The 20,183-nt window shown below is 72.1% G+C and carries 13 protein-coding genes, 1 tRNA gene and 1 pseudogene; 3 read left to right on the forward strand and 12 right to left on the reverse strand.

Translation table 11 applies throughout. The features are described 5' to 3' along the window. Positions 1 to 173: 173 nt before the first annotated feature. Positions 174 to 4,895 (forward strand): alpha-(1->3)-arabinofuranosyltransferase domain-containing protein, encoded by a 4,722-nt coding sequence (locus MXD60_RS20875; protein WP_248821024.1) that lies wholly within the window; start codon positions 174 to 176, stop codon positions 4,893 to 4,895. 372 nt (positions 4,896 to 5,267) lie between these two features. Then, positions 5,268 to 6,650, forward strand: coding sequence for a glycoside hydrolase family 26 protein (locus tag MXD60_RS20880; protein WP_248821025.1), 1,383 nt, complete (start codon positions 5,268 to 5,270; stop codon positions 6,648 to 6,650). On the opposite strand, the pseudogene MXD60_RS20885 reads toward MXD60_RS20880, so the two are convergent. From MXD60_RS20885 to MXD60_RS20940, 12 genes and pseudogenes are all read right to left on the reverse strand, one after another. Continuing rightward, positions 6,647 to 7,167 (reverse strand): annotated as a pseudogene (locus tag MXD60_RS20885) (DUF3037 domain-containing protein). The gene MXD60_RS20880 and the pseudogene MXD60_RS20885 overlap by 4 nt on opposite strands. Further along, positions 7,160 to 8,071: a HipA family kinase gene (locus tag MXD60_RS20890; protein ID WP_248821026.1), complete on the reverse strand. Its 912-nt coding sequence runs from the start codon at positions 8,069 to 8,071 to the stop codon at positions 7,160 to 7,162. Before MXD60_RS20890 ends, MXD60_RS20885 begins: the two are co-directional and overlap by 8 nt. Before the next feature lie 62 nt (positions 8,072 to 8,133). Continuing rightward, a complete protein-coding gene (locus MXD60_RS20895; protein ID WP_248821027.1) occupies positions 8,134 to 8,673 on the reverse strand; it encodes a hypothetical protein in 540 nt (179 codons plus the stop codon). Between the two features lie 274 nt (positions 8,674 to 8,947). Further along, positions 8,948 to 9,685 carry a Crp/Fnr family transcriptional regulator gene (locus MXD60_RS20900; protein WP_248821028.1) on the reverse strand — a complete coding sequence of 246 codons (738 nt, stop codon included), beginning with the start codon at positions 9,683 to 9,685 and terminating at the stop codon, positions 8,948 to 8,950. Positions 9,686 to 9,934: 249 nt separating this feature from the next. Continuing rightward, positions 9,935 to 10,903, reverse strand: coding sequence for a pirin family protein (locus MXD60_RS20905; RefSeq protein WP_248821029.1), 969 nt, complete (start codon positions 10,901 to 10,903; stop codon positions 9,935 to 9,937). A gap of 87 nt (positions 10,904 to 10,990) precedes the next feature. After that, positions 10,991 to 11,407 (reverse strand): hypothetical protein, encoded by a 417-nt coding sequence (locus MXD60_RS20910; RefSeq protein WP_248821030.1) that lies wholly within the window; start codon positions 11,405 to 11,407, stop codon positions 10,991 to 10,993. 45 nt (positions 11,408 to 11,452) lie between these two features. After that, a tRNA-His gene (locus tag MXD60_RS20915) sits at positions 11,453 to 11,528 on the reverse strand. 158 nt (positions 11,529 to 11,686) lie between these two features. Continuing rightward, entirely contained in the window at positions 11,687 to 12,406 is a 720-nt protein-coding gene (orn, locus tag MXD60_RS20920) for an oligoribonuclease (RefSeq protein WP_248821031.1), read from the reverse strand. A gap of 79 nt (positions 12,407 to 12,485) precedes the next feature. Continuing rightward, positions 12,486 to 12,983: a hypothetical protein gene (locus tag MXD60_RS20925; protein ID WP_248821032.1), complete on the reverse strand. Its 498-nt coding sequence runs from the start codon at positions 12,981 to 12,983 to the stop codon at positions 12,486 to 12,488. Positions 12,984 to 13,500: 517 nt separating this feature from the next. Beyond that, entirely contained in the window at positions 13,501 to 16,029 is a 2,529-nt protein-coding gene (lon, locus tag MXD60_RS20930) for an endopeptidase La (protein WP_248821033.1), read from the reverse strand. Positions 16,030 to 16,341: 312 nt separating this feature from the next. Next, positions 16,342 to 17,187 carry an SAM-dependent methyltransferase gene (locus MXD60_RS20935; RefSeq protein WP_248821034.1) on the reverse strand — a complete coding sequence of 282 codons (846 nt, stop codon included), beginning with the start codon at positions 17,185 to 17,187 and terminating at the stop codon, positions 16,342 to 16,344. A 202-nt stretch (positions 17,188 to 17,389) separates the two neighbouring features. Next, entirely contained in the window at positions 17,390 to 18,106 is a 717-nt protein-coding gene (locus MXD60_RS20940) for a response regulator (protein WP_248821035.1), read from the reverse strand. A gap of 469 nt (positions 18,107 to 18,575) precedes the next feature. Here MXD60_RS20940 and MXD60_RS20945 point away from each other — a divergent pair, with 469 nt between their 5' ends. After that, entirely contained in the window at positions 18,576 to 20,147 is a 1,572-nt protein-coding gene (locus tag MXD60_RS20945; protein WP_248821036.1) for an aldehyde dehydrogenase family protein, read from the forward strand. Positions 20,148 to 20,183: the final 36 nt, after the last annotated feature.

Genomic DNA, 20,183 nt, shown 5'->3' on the forward strand with positions numbered 1-20,183 from the left:
CAGCTCGGGTAGCCGGCGGCGCAGCTCGGCCACGTAGCCGGCCAGCCGCGGCCGCTGCGCGGCGAGTTCCGCCGCCGCGGCGGCCCGCGCCGCCGCCGCGACCACCCCCGCCGGCACGGCACCGGCCTCCTCCGGCGCGCGCCGGTGGTCGAGGTGACCAGCCCGGTGATCCGGTGACCCTGACGTCGTCCTCCTCCGGCCAGCCAGGTCCGCCCGACCCCGGCCAGGGCGGCACGGGTTCGACCAGCACGGCTCGGCCAGGACCCGCAGGTCCCGCGGGACCTGGCGGCGCACCGGCGGCCGGGACGGGCCCGCGCCGGCCCGGCGGGGCGTCACCGGCCGGCCGGGCGGGCTCGCTGGTGCGCCGGCTCGTACCGTCCTGGCCGACACTGGTGCTGGCCGCGATCGCCTACGTGCCGCTGCTGTTCACCCAGCCGGGGAAGATCGGCGCGGACACCAAGGCGTACCTGTACCTCGATCCGGCCCGGATGCTGCGCCGCGCGGTCTCGATGTGGGATCCCGCGATCGGCATGGGCACGGTCACCCACCAGAACATCGGCTACCTGTACCCGCAGGGCCTGTTCTACTGGCTGGCGCAGGTCGCCGGCCTGCCCGACTGGGTGGCGCAACGGCTGTGGACCGGCTCGATCCTGTTCGGCGCGGGCGCCGGGGTGCTGTTCCTGCTGCGCTCGTTCCGCTGGCCGAACCGGTTCGCGTTCGTCGCCGCGCTCGGCTACCTGCTCTCGCCGTACATCCTGGAGTACGTGGCCCGGATCTCGGCGATCCTGCTGCCCTACGCCGGGCTCGGCTGGCTGATCGGGATCACCGTCCGGGGCCTGCGGGAGGCGGCGCCCGGACGGGCCGGCTGGCGGCCGGTGGGCTGGCGTTTCCCGGCCGCGTTCGCCCTGGTCGTGACGACTGTGGGCAGCATCAACGCGTCAAGTCTGATCTTCATCCTGTTCGCGCCGCTGCTGTGGATCCCGTTCGCCGTGTGGGGCACCCGGGAGGTCCGCCTGGGCGCGGCGGCCGGGATGGCCACCCGCGCGGTGCTGGCCATCATCGTGACCTCGGCGTGGTGGATGGCCGGGCTGTACACGCAGGCCGGTTACGGCCTCAACGTGCTCGCGTTCACCGAGACGATCGAGACGGTCGCCAGCAGCTCGCAGGCCTCCGAGGTACTGCGCGGGCTCGGCAACTGGTTCTTCTACGGCCAGGACGCGCTGGGACCGTGGATCGGCCCGGCGACCCGCTACACCCAGGTCCTGTGGCTGATCGTGGTCAGCTTCGCGGTGCCGATCCTCGCGCTGGCCGCCGCGTCCGCCGTCCGCTGGACCCACCGCGGCTACTTCGTCGCGCTGATCCTGCTGGGCACCACGATCGCCGTCGGGGTGTACCCGTACGACCATCCCTCCCCGTGGGGGAAGCTGTTCAAGGACTTCGCGGAAGGCTCGACGGCCGGGCTCGCGCTGCGCTCGCTGCCCCGGGCCGTGCCGATGGTCGCGCTCGGCCTGTCCGTGCTGCTGGCCGGGGGCCTGGCCGCGCTCGAGGAACGGTACGAGGCCCGCGCCGCGAGCCCGCGGCGCGGGCGGTCGCCCGGCCGGCGCCGTCCGGCGGTCCCGGCCCTGTCCATGGGCCTCGTGCTCGCCCTCATCCTGCTGAACATGACGCCGCTGTTCCGCGGGGAGTTCGTCGACAAGCTGCTGGTGCGCCCGGAGAACATCCCGGCCTACGAGACGGAGCTGGCGAAGTCCCTCGACGCCAGCGGCGACCGCTCACGGGTGCTGGAGCTGCCCGGCGCGGACTTCTCCCACTACCGCTGGGGCAGCACCCTGGACCCCGTCACCGAGGGTCTGATGGACCGGCCGCTGGTCCTGCGGGAACTGATCCCCTACGGCGAGGCCGGCAGCGTCGACCTGGTCCGCGCGCTGGACCGCCGGATGCAGGAAGGCGTGCTGGAGACCTCGGCGATCCCGGACCTGGCCCGCCTGATGGGCGCCGGCGACGTGGTGCTGCGCAGCAACCTCGCCTACGAGCGGTACCGCACCCCCCGGCCCCGGTCGACGTGGAACCTGTTCACCACCACCCGACCGGACGGGCTCGGAACGCCGAAGACGTTCGGCCCGCCGATCGCCGAGGACCCGGGGATCCCCTTCACCGACGAGATCACCCTGGGGACACCGACCTCCGTACCGGACCCGCCGGCGCTGGCCGACTTCCCGGTGTCGAACACCCAGCCGATCCTGCGTACCGCCACCACGAACCGTCCGCTGCTGGTCAGCGGCAACGGGGAGGCGCTGGTCGACGCGGCCGCGTCGGGGCTGCTCGCCGGGCCCGTCGCCGACGGCCGGGCGATCCTCTACGCCCCCGAGCTGGCCACCAGGCCCGGCGAGCTCAAGCAGGCCCTCGACGACGGCGCCGACCTGCTCGTGACGGACACCAACCGGCTGCGCGCCGAGCGCTGGACCGGGGTGCGGGAGAACTTCGGCTACGTCGAGCAGCCCGGAGTCGCACCGCTGAAGAAGGACCCCAACGACAACCGGCTGGAACTGTTCCCGGGCGAGACGACCGCCGACGAGACGACGGCGCGGCTGTCCGCGCCCGACTCGCCCGCGAAGGTCGCCTCGGTGACGGCGTCGGGCTACGGCAACTCGTTCGCCTACGGCCCGTGGGACCGGCCGGTGCGCGGCATCGACGGCGATCTGACCACGGCCTGGCGGGTCGGCGCGTTCACCGACCCGACCGGTGAACAGTGGCAGACGACGCTGGCCACGCCCACCACCACCGACCACATCCGGCTCACCCAGCCGATCACGGGTCCGCGCAACCGCTGGATCACCCGGGCGACGCTGACGTTCGACGGCGGCTCCCCCGTCACCGTCGATCTCACCCCGTCCTCGCGCACCGAGGCCGGGCAGATCGTGAACTTCCCGGCCCGGTCGTTCCGGACGCTGAAGATCCAGATCGACGCGACGAACCTCGGCCGCCAGCGCAGCTACGACGACGTATCCGCGGTCGGTTTCGCCGAGGTCGAGATCCCCGGGGCGGACGGAAAGCCGCTGACGGCCGAAGAGGTTCTCGCGATGCCCAGCGACAGCCTGGACGCTGCCGGCGCCTCCTCCCTGGCGCACCGGCTGGCGCTGCAGATGTCGCGCGACCGGGCCAACCCCGCGGAACCGTTCAAGCAGGACACCGAGGACGTCATCGGCCGCTCGTTCTCCCTGCCGACGGCCCGCACGTTCGCCCTGACCGGCACCGCCAGGATCTCCGCCTACGCGTCCGACCCGACCATCGACCAGGTGCTGGGCCGTCCGTCGAACCTGCCGGTGATCTCGTCGTCCGGCCGGCTTCCCGGGTCGATCGCGGACCGGTCGGCGGCGGCGTTCGACGGCGATCCGAGCACCGTGTGGAGCCCCGGGATCGGCACCCAGACCGGGAACTGGATCCAGGCGGTCAGCCCGACGTCGGTCTCCACCTCCTCGGTGACGATGTCCGTGGTCGCGGACGGCCGGCATTCGGTGCCGACGCGGATCGGCGTCGTCGTCGACGGCCGGAACGTCGCCTCGGTGCCGGTCCCGCCGGTCAGCGACACCGACCAGCGGGGCGGCACCCGGCAGGTCACCCTGAACTTCCCCGCCGCCACCGGCAGCACCTGGCGGTTCGTCGTCGACGACGTGCGGACCGTGCGCAGCCTGGACCCGATCAGCCGGACCCCGCTGGCGATGCCGGTGGGGATCGCCGAGATCGGCCTGCCCGGGGTGGCCGGGGTGGCCGGGGTGGCCGGGACGCCGCAGGTGCCCTCCCAGCTCGCGGGTACCTGCCGCAACGACCTGGTCAGCGTGGACGGCAAGCCGGTCGGGGTCCGGATCGACGGGACGACCGCGGACGCCGTGAACCGCCTTGGCCTGCGGGTGTCGACCTGCGGCGAGACCGTCACCCTGGGCCCGGGCCAACACGTCGTGCGCACCGGTGCCGGCGCCGCGCTCGGCGTCGACATCGACCGGCTCCTGTTCGCCTCGGACGCCGGCGGCGGCCCCTGGCTGGGCGCCGGCGACACCGGCACGCCGAGCACGGCGGCCACCTCCGCGACCGTCCCCGGCTCCACGCCGCGCGTCTCCGTCCAGTCGACCTCCGCCACGTCGTTCACCGCGCAGGTCACGGGGGCGACGACGGGCACGCCGTTCTGGTTGGTGCTCGGCGAGAGCCTGTCCCGCGGGTGGAGTGCAACGGTCAACGGGGTGGACGCGGGCGCCCCGCGGCTCGTCGACGCGTATGCCAACGGCTGGCGGATCACGCCCACGGCGACCAGCTTCACCGTCACGCTGACCTGGACGCCGCAGCGGATCGTGCGCTACTCCCTGGTGTTGTCCGCGGTGGCGGTCGTGTTCCTCCTGGCCCTGTTGCTGATCACCACCGGTCGGGTCCGGCGGCGACGGGAGGCGGCTGGGACGGTGGCCGCGGCCGCGGGGCCAGACCTGCCGACGTTCGACCCGTGGCGCACGCCGCCGCCGCGACCGGGCGCGCGGACGACCGTGTTCGCCGCCCTGGGCGCCGGCCTGCTGGCCACCGTCCTCGTGTCGGTGCCGGCGGGAGTCGTCGTGGCGGTCGCCACGGTGATCGCGCTGGTGGTGCCACGGGGCCGGTGGTTGACCCGGCTCGGGCCGGCGGCCTGCCTGCTGGTCAGTGCGCTGTACGTGCTGGAGGTGCAGGACCGGCACCACCTGATCACGAACGGCGACTGGGTGTCGGACTTCGGCAAGGTCGCCACGGTGTCCTGGCTGGCGGTTCTGCTGCTGGCCACGGATCAGCTGGTGGCGGCGCTGGGAGCTCGCCGCTCGCCGGCAGGCGGGCCGGCCACCGGCGGCGAGTCGGCCACCGAAGGTACGCACGTACAGTAATCATCGGCGGAATCCAGGGCGGCACATTGTGCCGCCCTGTTCCGTTTTCGGGGTGAATTACCTGGCGCCCTCGACACGCAGAGGCGGCGCCACCCGCTACAGAGAGTTATAACGATCTCTCTTTCTGCCTACGATCCCGCCGTTAGCGACTGGCCAGCGACCGACGTACGTCGATTTCGATGTCCGATTGCATCAGGCGGGGGAATGAATTCAACAATGCGCGCAAGGCCGCCCGTGGGACGCCACCGGCGGGGAATCCGGACACGGGGCCGTGACGCGGCCCGGGCCACGGGGATGGCGACGGGAGGAGTCCGCGGCCGTCGGCGGGGAGTCCGCCCATGGCTGCTCCTCACCACACTCTGTGTCGCCCCGATGTTTCTGGTGGGAGGAGGGACAATCCCGGCGCTTGCCGCGTTCGAGCAGACCGGCACGATCGAGGACGACAGCCCGCAGGTCCACTACGTGAATCTGTGGAGCACGTGCGGCGGCTGCGCGCCACCGACGGACAACAACAGCTACCGGTATTCCGTCGCCCCCGGCTCCACGGCTGCGATTCGGTTCACCGGCAACCAGATCGACCTCTACGGCATCCGTTCGCCGCAGGGCGGCCTCATCTCGGTCAGCATTGACGGGCACACCCCGTACGTGGCGAACACCTTCGCGCCGAACCCGACAAAGGCGCTGGTCTACCGTTCATCGACACTCGGCAACGGGCCACACATCGCCTTCGTCGTCAATCTCGGGCGAAGGTCGGGCGGGTCAACGGGAACCTGGGTCGGTTTCGACCAGGCGGGCACGTTCCGCGAGGTGATCCAGAACCCGGCGCCGCAGAACCGTTCCGGGCTGCCCTGGCTTTCCGGAGTGAACGGCGACCCGAGCATGATCCCGCAGAACGTCGACGGCTTCTGCACCAGTCGCGGCGCTCCCTGCGACCTGTCCCACGTCTTCGTGACCCGCGACAGTTGGCAGAACATGGTCGCCCCGTCCTGGGCCGAGACGAACTTCGACGGCTGGCCGGGACGGCTGGTGCTGTCCGTCCCGCCGTTCCCGGAGAACGTGGGCGCGACCATGCAGGACTGCGCGGGCGGCGCCTACGACAACTACTGGCGCGAGTTCGGCCAGACACTGAACACCACCCACCGGCAGAACTCGATCGTCCGGATCGCCTGGGAGGCGAACGGCAACTGGTATCCCTGGTCCGGCACCGATCCGACCGCCTACGTCAACTGCTGGCGGCACATCGCCGATGACATCCGGGCCACGGCGAACCCGGATCCCCTGCTCGACTGGTCGATCAACGCGCACGGCTCGCAGAACCCGCCGAGCCACGACCCGAGAGACCTCTACCCCGGTGACCACTGGGTGGACATCATCGGCATCGACGCCTACGACCACTACCCGCCGTCGCCCACCCAGCAGGCGTTCGACCAGCAGGCGAACGACATCGGCGGCATCACCTGGCTGTACGACTTCGCCCGGGCGCACGGAAAGCTCTTCGGCGTCGGCGAGTGGGGCGTCGTCAGCGGTAACGACGACGACGGCGCCGGGGACAATCCCAACTACATCCAGTTCATGTGGGACTGGATGCGGCAACGGGCCGGCCGGGGTCTCTACTACGAGAACTACTTCAACACGTGCGAGCCGCCGAACGTCGGCTCGAACCTGTTCCGGCCACTCGACAGCGAGCACTGCCTGTTCCAGAACACCCAGTCCGCCGCCCGCTACGCGCAGCTCTGGGGTAGCCACACGCGTTAACCCGGCCCGCCACCCGGCCCGTCCGGGGGACCATCACCTCCGGTGGCCCCGCCTGGACGGGCCGGGCCCGGCGGGTCCACCAGCACCCCCGCGAGCCGCTCCAGCTCGGCCATCGGCTCCTCCGTCAGCCCGGTGTGCACCGGCGAGGTCTGCATGACAGTGCTGCGTGGCGCCGTCAGCCAGCGGAAACGCTCCCCCGGGCTGAGCCGGCCGGCCGGGCCGGCCGCCCGCCCCCCCCCGCGCCCCCCCGCGCACCCCCCCCCCCGGGGGCGCGCGGGCGGGCCGGGCGGGCCGCCGGCCCGCCGCGGCAGACCGCGGCGAACCCGGCGAGATGCGCGACGACCTCCGACACGTCGAGGTGCGGATCGAGCGCGGCGAGGCGGCTCTCGTCGACCCGGCAGCGCAGGTCGAGAAACCGGGAACGCTGGCAGTACAACATCACCCCGACGTTGACGAACTCGCCGCGTTCGACCCTGGGCACCAGCCGGATCACCGCGTACTCGAACAGCTCACGCATCGCGGTTCCCCTGGGCCGGCGCGCCGGAGATGCGCAGCCAGTCCCCGGCCCGCAGCCAGTCCGGGCGTGCCGACCCCGCCCTGGCGCCACCGACGTGATCCGGTCCGCGCCGGCCGTCGGCCGCCCGCCCCGTGCCGGCGGCCGCTGCCTCGTCGAGCGCGGCGAGAACGCCGCCGCGCCAGCCTTCGCGGTCGGCGATCCGCGCGCCCAGCCAGTCGACGTAGCCGGATCTGGGCACCTCCAGCCAGTCCTCGGGAACGCGGCCGACGACGTCGGCGAGCAGCCCCGCATCGATCCGCCGCGCGAACGCGGCGTCGACCGCGACGAACGCGGCCCGGTCCGCCGCCGCGGCGCCCAGCAGGACATGTTCGGCGACGCCCGGCAACGCCCTGGCGACCGCCGCACCGGCACTCGGCCAGTCATGATGCGGATAGAGCGCGGCGCCGTGGTCGATCAGCCACAGCTGTCCACCCCACACCAGCAGGTTCGGGTTACGCCACGACCGGTCAACGTTCAGGGTCAGGGCGTCGAGCCAGAGCACCTGCGCGGCGACGGGCGCCGAGACCTCGACGGCCAGCGGGTCGTAGGTGATCGAGCCGGGCAGGTAGTCCATCCCGAGGTTCGGTCCGGCACTGGCCCGCAGCAGGTCCTGGACCTCCTGGTCGGGCTCGGTGCGGCCGAGTTCGGGATCGACATCGACGACGACGAGCTCGGGCACCGCGAGCCCCAGCTCCCGCGCGAGCTCCCCGACGATCACCTCGGCGACCAACGCCTTCGCCCCCTGCCCGGCGCCGCGGAACTTGACCACCCAGGTACCGAGGTCGTCGCCGTCCATCAACCCGGGCAGGCTGCCGCCCTCCCGCAGCGGCGTCGCATACCGCACCGCCGTGACATGTCGCAACATCCCGCCAGTCTGCCGCAACACCCTGATCCGCCGGCCGGACACCGCCGGTCAGGCCCCGCCGGTCAGCGAGCGTGTCGCGATGCTGGCGCCGCTTGCCCTGACCGCGCCGCGACGAGCGACAGGCGCGGGGCCTGGCCAGCACTGGCAGCGGCGGGTCGGGCGCCCGGCCCGGATCCCCGTCCGCCGGCGCCGACCGAAACGAGAACCGGTACCGGCGCGCCGACTGTCAGCAGCCAGGCGTCCACGCGTTCGCCCGCCGGCAGCCGCACCCGCGCGCGCCGGAAGTCGCGACCACGCAGGTCCGGGTAGTCGTGTTCCACCACGTCGTCGAACAGTTCCGCCGAGACGGCCAGCGCGAGATCGGCGGCAGGGTATCCGCGCAGTTCCGCGCGTAAGGCGGAACAGTCCCGCAGGGCGGCGACCTTGCGCACCGCACGTCCGCCGAAACCCGATTCGTCGAGCTGCGTGATTCCCTGGTGCAGGGCCACCCGCACGCGCAGCCGTTCCGCTCCGGCCACCATGTTCAGCCGCGCCAGAACCGACCGCGTCGCGCCGACGAACGCAGCGACGAAACCGCCCTCGTCGATGCCCGGCGGCAGCACCGCGATCTCGCCGCCGTTGCCGGCTGGCGGGTTCCAGTGCGCCCCCTCGAGCTCACCGAGTCCACGTTCACGCAGCTCGTCGATCACGGACTCCAGATTTCGGCGCCATCGAGGCGAGCGCGGTACACCGGACGCGGCGGCCGTGTTCTCATCGACCTCCATCGCAATGCACATCCGCCGGATTCCCGGTGGTCTTTCCCGCACGCCGAAACCTCCGTGAGTCGGGGCCACGGAGATCAGTATTGGAGCGGGCGACGGCCAGCGCCCCGTATTCTCACGGGTTCGCCGCGGCGGCCCGCAACGCTTCGACGTCCTGGATCTCGAGCGTGCGGTAGCCGGTGGCGAGCACCCCACGCCTACGCAGGTCCCGCAGGACCTTGTGCACCGTGGGCTCGGCGGCGCCGACCAGAGCGGCCAACTCCGGCTGGGTGAGGGACACGCCGACCGAGCGCCCGCCGTCAGCGGCCGTGCCGCCGTAGGCCCGCTCCAGCTCGAGAATCACCCGCGCCACCCGGACGGCGACGGAACAGCCGCCGAACTCGACCCGCCGCCGGGTCGCCGAGCGCAGCTTCGCGCCGATCGTGCTGCTCACCACCTGATGCGCGTCCGGATGGCGGCGCAGGAACGCGACGAACGCGTCCGCGCGAACAACCTTCGCGAGCACCGCGCCGGCGGCGGTCACGGTCGCCGAACGGGGCTCGGAATCCAACCCGGCGAGTTCGCCGATGAGATCCCCGCCGTGCCGGATCGCGAGCAGCGCGAAGCCGCCGTTCTCCGTCGCCGCCGTCACCTTCGCCCAACCGTTCAGCAGCACGACGACGAAATCAGTCTCGTCGCCCTCCCGCAGGACGGTTTCCTCGCTCGCATACTCCCGATAGCTGCCGAGCTGGAGGATTTCGGCCCGAGCATCTGCCGGAATCCGCCCGAGAACGCTTGCTGCCGGCCATTCCATCCGCCGTGGCGACGGCCCGCCCACCGGTCCGCCCATCGTCGGCCTGAGCTCCTGCAACATGACGCCCCCTTCGCCGCCCGCGTCCGGCCGGCCGGCGGCGGCGCGGGCTACCGCAGCCGACCGTCCCGCCCACGCGGGCGGGTGGGACGGTTGTTCCGAAACGGCGCCGCCCCTTGTCGGGACCCCGTGATCCGACCACGATCCAGCATACGGGGGCCTTGTTGTGACGACGCCATTCCTGTCAAAAAGCGAGCGATCTGCCTGAATTGTGCGCCTGGTTCCCGCTCGGGTCGTGGGCGGGCAGCCGGGTCAGACGCGGTGCGGCATGAGGGCGTTGTCGGGAATGACGCCCAGGCGGCCCGCCTGGTAGTCCGCGACCGCCTGCGCCAGCTCCGCGCGGGTGTTCATGACGAACGGCCCGTACGCCTCGACATGTTCGCGGATCGGGCGACCACCCAGCACGAGGACCTCCAGCTGCGGCGTCACCGAGTCCTGGCGCTCGTCCGCCACGAGGGTGATGAGGTCGCCCGCGCCGAGCACGGCGAGCTGCCCACCCTCGATCGCGGTGCCCGCCGGGCCGACGGTCCCGCGCCCGCCGAGCACGTAGACCAGCGCGTTGAAGTCGGGATTCCACGGCGCGTGCACGGTCGCGCCCGGGCTCACGGTGGCGTGGACGACCGAGATCGGTGTGTGCGTCGCGCCGGGGCCCTGGTGACCGGCGACGTCTCCGGCGATGACGCGCAGCAGAGCGCCGCCGTCCGGGGAGGCCGCGAGCACCACCTGGCCCGCCTCGAGGTTCTGGTAACGCGGCGGGGTGAACTTGTCCTTCGCCGGCAGGTTGACCCACAGCTGGATGCCGTGGAAAAGCCCGCCGCGCACGACCAGCTCCTCCGGTGGCGTCTCGATGTGCAGGATGCCGGCACCGGCCGTCATCCACTGCGTGGCGCCGTCGGTGATGAGGCCACCGCCGCCGTGCGAGTCCTGGTGCTGGAAGATGCCGTCGATCATGTAGGTGACGGTCTCGAAGCCCCGGTGGGGATGCCACGGGGTGCCCTTTGGCTCGCCGGGACCGTAGTCGACCGCACCCATCTGGTCCATGTGGATGAACGGGTCGAGGTCGGCGAGGCGCACGCCCGCGAACGCCCGGCGTACCGGGAAGCCCTCCCCCTCGAATCCGCTGGGCGCGGTGGTGATCTTCCGGACCGGCCGGTCGACGGCGCCGAGGGTCGACTCGGCCAGGCGCGGGAGCTGGACGGTATCGGCGGTGACGGCGGGCATGTCGTCCTCCTGGCTACGCATTTCGGCCACCCGGCGGGTCTCGCCGCCGGCTCAGCTAGTAGTTGCAACCACAACTACCTGTCGGCCTCAACCGCCGGCCTGCCCGGATTCTTCCCGCGGGCAGGTCCCACCACCACCGTTGCGTGAGAGCGCCGGGTGATGCGGCGCGGCGGCGGCGAGGTGATCATCTTGGCAGGCCGAGGACGCGCTGGGCGACGATGGTGCGCTGGATCTGCTGGGTCGAGCCCTCGGAGCCGGGCAGGGAGCCGTCCAGCCGGGAGGACAGCGTCCGGGCGACGTGCAGCGCAGTGCCTCCAGCGTCACCCAGGCGCGGGCCACCTGCCGGCGGCCGGTGTCGTCGGTGACGACCCGCCCGCCTCGGATGTCCTCCTCCAGCAGGGCGGGCATGCGCAGGGCGTGCTCGTCGCCGAGCACCCGGTGTATGACCCGAGGGACAGCGTAGATCAGCCGTGCTACCCGATGACCATGACCGGTGCTACCCACACCGTGCTACCCGACCCGAAGGGCCTGGTAGCGGCGGTGGAAGCGTGGGGTGGATGACGGGACTTGAACCCGCGGCCACCGGGACCACAACCCGGTGCTCTACCAACTGAGCTACATCCACCACGTGCGATGTCGGTGCCGGACGCGCCGGGCGGGGCGGCCGGTGGCGTAACCATCAGCGCGGATCCCGATTGTGGCACCTGGAGCGTCGTACCGAGCGAAGCCATCGTACCGGTCCCCAGTGCCGTTCGGGCAAGGGGGTTGGTGGTGATGTGGATGTCAGGGCGCGTGGGTGCCGCGACTCGGCTCGGCGGCACTCGCGGCGGGCAACGACGACGCCGTGGAGGTGGGCGCGGGGGCCACGGCGGGATCGGCGGCGGCCAGGGCGGCGTGGGCCGCGTCGGTCTGGGCCCGGACCTCGGTCGCGATGGCGCGGGCCTCCTCGGTGCCGGGGCCGGGAGCGGAGACGAACAGCGCGGTCCGGTAGTACCGCAGCTCCTCGATGCTCTCCTGGATGTCGGCGAGGGCGCGGTGGCCGCCGCGCTTGGCCGGCGCGGCGTAGTACGTCCGCACGTACCAGCGGCGGGCGAGTTCCTTGATCGACGAGACGTCGATCATCCGGTAGTGCAGGTGGGCGTCCAGCGACGGCATGTACCGGGCGAGGAACGTGCGGTCGGTGGCGATCGAGTTGCCGCACAGCGGCGCCTTGCGCACCTCCGGGACCCTGGCGCGGACGTAGTCGAGCACGATCCGCTCCGCGTCGGCGAGCGAGACGGTGGATCTGCGGACCGCTTCGGTCAGGCCGGACGTCTGGTGCATCTCGCGTACCACGGGCACCATCGCGTCCAGGGCCTCGTCCGGCGCCGAGATCACCAGGTCGACACCTTCGTCGAGCACGTTGAGCTCACTGTCGGTAACCAGACAGGCGACTTCCAGCAGCAGGTCCGAACTGGCGTCCAGGCCCGTCATCTCGCAGTCGATCCACACCAGACGATCCATCCCGCTCACACTAAGGTCTGCTGCCCGTGTCGTCACGCGCACCCCCACCGGCGGCGTCGGAGGGTTGAGGCGTGGGCGACTACCATGCACCGAAGGCGTCATGAGGATTACTCACCGTGAAGGACACCGAGATGGCGGCATTGGCGATCTCGGTCGGGATGGCGGTGAGGGTGTACTGCCCGTTGGGGACGGCCGTGGTCTGCCAGCCACCGACCTGGGGCGAGAAAATGTAGGGCGCACGGCCGACGACGGTCAGAAACGGCGAGATGGGGCCGTTCAGGACGTACTCGATCGAGCCGGAGTAGCGTTCGGACTCGATCTGGATCTGCCGGAATCCCTCGATCGTCTCGTCCTTGCGGATGCCGGTGAACGCGAGGCCGGCGTCGGTCGGCGCCGGGCTGGCCAGCGCGCCGAGCGGATCGATGGTCGCGGTGGGGGCCGGCGCGCCCACGGACACCGGATCGGCACCACCGCCGGGCGAGTTACTCCGGTCGTATCCATAGACCAGGATCGGCATCAGCACGAGCGCCGCGAGGAAAAGCGCCAGGCCGATCCAGCCTCGCCGCAGGGAGTCCATCGGGCCCCTCCGCCGACTCGGCACTGGGACTCGATCACTCTAGCCGGCAATCATGTGACGGGAGTAATCGGGCTCCCCCGCACAGGGGCACCCCGGACGAACGCCGCGGAGCCACGACGCGCCTGTCCGACAGCCGCGCAGACGCTGCCGTGGCGGGCCGGCCGGGCCGCCGGCGGACCGCTCAGCGCGTGCGGCGGCGGCGCCGGCCCGGTGGCCGGCTCGGTAGGTGCGCGGGGCCGCGGTTGTCGCGCGGGCGTTGACGCACCCCCCGGCGGCCGAGCGCGAGAATGCGCTCCTGTACAACGCGCTCCTGCCGAAGACAGCGGCGACGATCCACGCCCCGACCGTAACCGTGATCCGGCTCTCCTGCGGCCTCGTCACATGCTGTTTACCTCGTCCACGGCGTGTCGCTCACGAGACGTGTACGACCTGTTTTCCGACCAACCGCCCGCAGCCGCCGAAGCGCCGGTTCGGGTGACCCGGGATGGGCCGCCCGAACCGGCGGGCAGGTCGGGGCTCAGGCCGCCAGGGCCGCCGGCGCCCGGCCGGCGGACCCGCCCGGCCGGCCGGCGTGGGCCGCGTAGGCCGGCTCCAGCGCGAGGCCCAGCACCTCCCGGACATCGGTCACCAGGTGGACGGTGAGCGCGTCGCGCACCGGCGCCGGCACGTCGTCCAGGTCGGGACCATTGCGCTGGGGCAGCAGCACGGTGGTGATGCCGGCCCGGTGCGCGGCGAGCAGCTTCTGCTTCACCCCGCCGATCGGCAGCACCCGCCCGGTCAGCGACACCTCGCCGGTCATCGCCACGTCCGCCCGGACCGGCCGGCCGGACAGCAGCGACGCCAGCGCGGTCGTCATGGTCACTCCGGCGCTCGGACCGTCCTTGGGCACCGCCCCCGCGGGGACGTGCACGTGGACGCCACGGTCGGCGAGGTCCCCGACGGGCAGCTCCAGCTCCACTCCGTGCGAACGCAGATAGGACAGCGCGATCTGGGCCGACTCCTTCATCACGTCGCCGAGCTGGCCGGTCAGCGTGATGCCCGCGCCACCCGTCTCCGGATCGGCGAGCGACGCCTCGACGAACAGCACGTCGCCGCCGGCGCCGGTGACCGCGAGTCCGGTCGCCACCCCCGGCAGGGCGGTGCGCTCCGCCGACTCGGGGGTGTGCCGGGGCCGGCCGAGGTAACCGGGCAGGTCGCCGACGTCGACCGCGACCGGCAGCGCGGCCTCGCCGAGCGCCGCCCGCGCCACGATCTTGCGCAGCAGCCGGCCGATCGAGCGTTCCAGGTCGCGCACGCCCGCCTCGCGGGTGTACTCGCCGGCGATCGCGCCCAGCGCCCCGTCGGTGACGGTGACGTCCCCGACGGCGAGGCCGGCCCGGTCGAGCTGGCGGCGCAGCAGGTGGTCACGGGCGATCACGACCTTCTCCTCCTCGGTGTAGCCGTCGAGGCGGATGATCTCCATCCGGTCGAGCAGCGGCGCCGGGACCGCCTCCAGCACGTTCGCCGTGGCCAGGAAGAGCACGTCGGACAGGTCCAGCTCCACCTCCAGGTAGTGGTCCCGGAAGGTGTGGTTCTGCTCGGGGTCGAGCACCTCCAGCAGCGCGGCCGTCGGGTCGCCGCGGTAGTCGGCGGCGAGCTTGTCGACCTCGTCGAGCAGGACGACGGGGTTCATCGACCCGGCCTCGCGGATCGCCCGGACGATGCGCCCGGGCAGCGCGCCGACGTAGGTGCGCCGGTGGCCGCGGACCTCGGCCTCGTCGCGGACACCGCCGAGCGCGACCCGGACGAAGGATCGGCCCATCGCCCGCGCGATCGACTCGCCGAGCGAGGTCTTGCCGACCCCGGGCGGCCCGGCCAGCGCCAGCACCGCGCCGCCGCCGCGCCGGCCGCCGACGACCCCGAGGCCCGCGTCGGCCCGCCGCCGGCGCACCGCCAGGTGCTCGATGACGCGGTCCTTGACGTCGGAGAGCCCGGCGTGGTCCGCGTCGAGCACGGCGCGCGCCGCCGTGATGTCGTAGCTGTCCTCGGCGCGCACGTTCCACGGCAGGTCGAGGACCGTGTCGAGCCAGGTGCGGATCCAGCCGCCCTCGGGCGAGGACTCGGCGGTCCGCTCCAGCTTGTCGACTTCCTTGACGGCCGCCGCGCGCACCTTCTCGGGCAGGTCGGCGGCCTCGATCCGGACGCGGTAGTCCGCCGGCTCGGAGCCGCCCCCGGCACCGTCACCGTCCGAACCGGAGCCGGCGCCGGTGAGCTCGCCCAGTTCCTTGCGGACGGCCTCGAGCTGGCGGCGCAGCAGGAACTCGCGCTGCTGGCGGTCCATACCCTCCTGGACGTCGCGGCGGATGGTCTCGGCGACGTCGAGTTCGGCGAGATGCTCCTTCGTCCAGCCCAGCAGCCGCTCGAGGCGCGCGCCGACGGCGGGGGTGCCGAGCAGTTCGATCTTCTGCGCCGTGGTCAGGTAGGCGGCGTAGCCCGCCGTGTCGGCGAGCGCGTCGGGCTCGGTGGCCGCCGGCAGGGCGTCGACGACCTGCCAGGCGCCACGCTGGCGCAGCAGGTCGGTCACGAGCGCACGGTATTCCCTGGCCAGCCGATCGATCTCGGCGCCGTCCTCGCCGGCCGGGCCGGCCGGATCACCGCCGGCTTCGGCGACGTCGGCGACCTCGACCCACCGCACGCCCGCCTCGGCGGGGACGCCGGCCGGAGCCGGCCGCGCGGCGCCGACGCGCACCCGCGCCGTGCCCCGCACCACGGCGGCCGAACCGCCGCCGCGCGGCAGCCGGCCGACCTGTTCGATCACCCCGATCGCGGCGACCGGCGCGAGCTCGCCGTCGACCCGCGGGACGAGCAGCACCTCGGCCGGGCGGGCCGCCGGCCGGCTGGAGATCCCCGGCGCCCGCGCGTCGGCGGAACCGCCGGTCCCGCCGGCTCGGGCGGCGTCGACACTCGCTCGGGTCGCCTCGTCCGACAGGTCCACGGAGACGACCATGCCGGGGAGGACAACGGCGTCGTCGAGCGGCAGAACGGGCAACACCCGGGTCTGAGCCATGTGGTCCACCCTCACATCGGGAAGTTGAGTCAACCACACTGAAGTCATGTCACCCCGGTCTTGTTCCCGAGGTTTATCGCCCTCGGCGAACATGCGGGGATGGCCGTCACGGCGCGACCCGACGCCGCATCAGTCCTCGCGGCCCTTGGACCGGGTCCGGCCGATCATGGTGGCGACATCCGGCCCCCGACCCCTCCCGAGCGACCAGCCGGCAGCACACCCGGTCTCACTAAGAGACAAACCGAACATCCGAGCCCAGCGACCAGCTAGCAGCGCACTCGTTTCCCACCACCATGATCGACCGGACACGGCCTAGTCCTTGCGGCCGACCCCGCCGTAGATCGCGACCTCGGCGTCGGTCAGGCCGTCCTCGGCCTCGGCGTCGGGCCGCCAGCGATGGACGACCTGGACGCCGGGCTCGACGAGTTCGAGGCCGGCGAAGAACCGCTCCACCTCGGCTCGGCAGCGGGCCCGCGAGGCGATGTCGCCGGCGGCGTAGGCCCACCACGCCTGCCGACCCCCGACCGGGTCGAAGTCGGCCGTCCCGTGGGTGAGGGTCAGGTAACTGCCGGCGGGCAGGGCGCCGACGAGGCGCCGGACGAGGCCATAGGCGTCCTGCTCGTCGGGGATGAAGTGCATGATCGCGATGAGCGACACCGCGACGGGGCGCGACAGGTTGAGCGTGTCGTGCAGTTCGGCGGCAGTGAGGATCGTGTCGAGGTCGCGCACGTCGGCGTTGAGGTAGGCGGTGCGCCCGGCCGCGCCGCTGGCCAGCAGGGCACGCGCGTGGGTCAGCACGATCGGGTCGTTGTCGGCGTAGACCACCCGCGCGTCCGGGGCGACCCGCTGCGCGATCTCGTGCAGGTTCGGGCTGGTGGGGATGCCGGTGCCGAGGTCGATGAACTGATGGATCCCCGCCTCGGAGGCCAGGTAGCGCACCGCCCGGGCCATGAAGGCCCGGTTCGCCCGGGCCGTGATCCGGACGTTCGGGAATGCCTCGAGCACCCTCTCGGCGGCGTCCCGGTCGGCCGGGAAGTTGTCCTTGCCGCCCAGGAAGTAGTCGTGGATGCGGGCCGAGTGGGGCTGGTCGGCGCGCAGGTCCACCGGATCGAGATCCCGGCCCCGCCGCGTCCAGCTCGTGTCGCTCTTCTCCGCCACTGGACTCCTTTTCGACGACGCGCCGAACGGCACAGCCTGCGCCCAACCGTACCGACCCGGCTGCGGAACGCGGCAGGCCCACGCAGCTATCCGTCCCACCCGACCGCAAATACGGTCAAATTAGACAAAAACGTGATACCGGTCCGGCTATTGCGTTACGGTTCAAGCCGGGCGCCCACCCGCCGGCCGCGGGCACCGGACATCACTCGATGTCGAACAGCCCCTGCCGAACGGCGTACATCACGGCCTCCATCCGCGAGTGCAGCTGGAGCTTGTCCAGGATGTTCCGTACGTGGTTTTTCACGGTGTTCTCGCTGATGAAGAGCTTGCGGGCGATCTCCCGGTTGGCCCGGCCCTCGGCGACGAGCTTGAGCACCTCCAGCTCCCGGGCGGTCAGGTGCGGCGCGGGCGCGCGCGGGCGGTCCTCGGTGCCGCGCGCCATCGTGGCGAACTCCACCATCAGCTTGGAGGCCATCGACGGGCTGATCAGACTCTGCCCGTTGTGCACCGCCCGGACCGCGCCGGCGACCTCGTGCGGCGGGATGGTCTTCAACAGGTACCCGACCGCGCCGGCCTTGATCGCCTCGAACAGGTCGGACTCCTCGTCGGACACCGTGAGCATGACGATCCGCGTTCGCGGCACCGCGCGCCGGATCGCCCCGGCGGCGGCGATGCCGTCCCGGCCGGGCATGCGCACGTCCATGAGGACGATGTCGGGCAGCGTGCCGGACGCGAGGGTCAGGGCCTCCTGACCGTCCCCGGCTCGACCGACGACACTGATGTCCTCCTCGATCTCCAGCACGGTCTGCAGGCCCTGCAGAAACAACTCATGATCATCTACCACGAGGACCCGGATCGGCGCGGAGCCCTCGATGGTGTCGGCTTCAGCGGCCGACGGCGGCACGACACTGGCCGTCATCACTCACCCGGGAATCAGGAGCGAATCGTCCGGGGGACGACGCGGACACGAACGAAAGATGGTTCGGACACTCTTCCACTCTACGTGATGAAGCACATACCAGAGGTCGTGGCCAGGACCGAGAGGCGGCGGCGTCTCCCCCCATTAACGCATCCGACATGCCGGAAATAATACGCGCCAGATCGACCCCGGAGCCCGCGTATCACCGCCTTCGACCCCGGCAGGGCAGCCGTTTCGGCCGGTGAGCGCCGCGATGGCAAATCCGGAGTGCCCGCTCCCCACTCTCCGGTCAAGGATCACCGACAATCAGCCGCACGGTGCCCACATCCGCAATGAACGGCGGTTCCGCCAATGACTAGTAGTCATTGGGTCGACCCGGTTATCCAATGGCCATCGAAATACCGGATGTACCGTTTGCACCACACTCGGCTGGTGGCAAGTTCGCCCGTCGACCGTCAATCTCATCTCTATGACCGCGCTGACGAGCAGTCCCCAGCCGCGACTACACCTCAAGACGGGCACCTCGTGGACCGACGCGTTCACCCGATGCCGCGAGATCGCCCCGGAGGCGTTCGACGACGACCGCCTCCGCAACCTCTGGGGCGGCGAATGGCACCGCAGCGGTACTCCCCTGCACAGCCTCTCCGCCGTCGACGGCACGCCGATCTCCGGCCCGCCGATGATCGACCAGGCGGAGGCCCGGGAGGCCATCCGGGCCACCCTCGACGATCACAAGAAGTGGCGCGACGTCGCCCTGCCCGAGCGCCGGGCCCGGGTCCGGGCCGCCGTCGACGCCATGACGGAACATCGTGAGCTGCTCGCGCTGCTGCTTGTCTGGGAGATCGGCAAGCCCTGGCGCCTCGCCCTCACCGACGTCGACCGGGCCCTCGACGGCGCCCGCTGGTACGCCGAGGAGATCGAGGCGATGATCGACGGCCGGGTGCCGCTGCCCGGCCCGGTGAGCAACATCGCGAGCTGGAACTACCCGATGAGCGTGCTCATGCACGCGATGCTCGTCCAGATGCTCGCCGGCAACGCCGCGATCGCCAAGACCCCGACCGACGGCGGGGCCGCCTGCCTGACCCTCGCCTGCGCGCTGGCCCGCCGGGAGGGCCTGCCCGTCTCGCTGGTGTCCGGCTCCGGCTCCCGGCTGTCGGGCGCGCTGGTCCGCGCCCCGGAGATCGGCTGCCTGGCCTTCGTCGGCGGCCGCTCGGCCGGTGGGCAGGTCGCCGCCGCCCTCGTCGACACCGGCAAGCGGCACTTCCTCGAACAGGAAGGTCTCAACGCCTGGGGCATCTGGGAGTTCTCCCAGTGGGACCTGCTGGCCGCCCACCTGCGCAAGGGCTTCGAGTACGCCAAGCAGCGCTGCACCGCCTACCCGCGGTACGTCGTCCAGCGCCAGCTGTTCGACCGTTTCCTCGAGATGTACCTGCCGGTGGTGCGTGGCGTGCGGTTCGGCCACCCGCTCGCCGTCGCCGACGACGCCGACCCGCTGCCCGAGCTGGACTACGGGCCGGTCATCAACCACGACAAGGCCACCGAGCTGGCCGCGAAGATCGACGAGGCGATCACGAAGGGCGGGGTGCCGCTCTACCGCGGTGACCTCGCCGACGGCCGGTTCATCGCCGGGCAGGACACCGGCGCCTACCTGCCGCCGGTGGCGATCCTCAGCCCGCCGGCGTCCTGCGGGCTGCACCACGCCGAGCCGTTCGGTCCGGTCGACACGATCATCGTCGTCGACTCCGAGGCCGAGCTGCTGGCCGCGATGAACGCCTCGAACGGGGCCCTGGTCGCGTCGGTGGCCAGTGACGACGAATCCCTCGCCGGCCGACTCGCCGAGGAGCTGGCGGCGTTCAAGGTGGGGATCAACGCACCCCGGTCCCGCGGCGACCGCGACGAGCCCTTCGGCGGGCGCGGCGCCTCCTGGAAGGGTGCCTTCGTCGGCGGGGCGCACCTGGCCCGCGCGGTCACCGTCGGCCCCGACCCGAACGAGCGCCTGGTCGGCAACTTCCCGAGTTACTCGCTGTATCCGGAGGTCTGACGGAGACCCGGCCGGGCGAGGAGGCAGCAGGAGACC

This window comes from Frankia sp. AgB32, assembly GCF_023243045.1.
Taxonomy (GTDB): domain Bacteria; phylum Actinomycetota; class Actinomycetes; order Frankiales; family Frankiaceae; genus Frankia.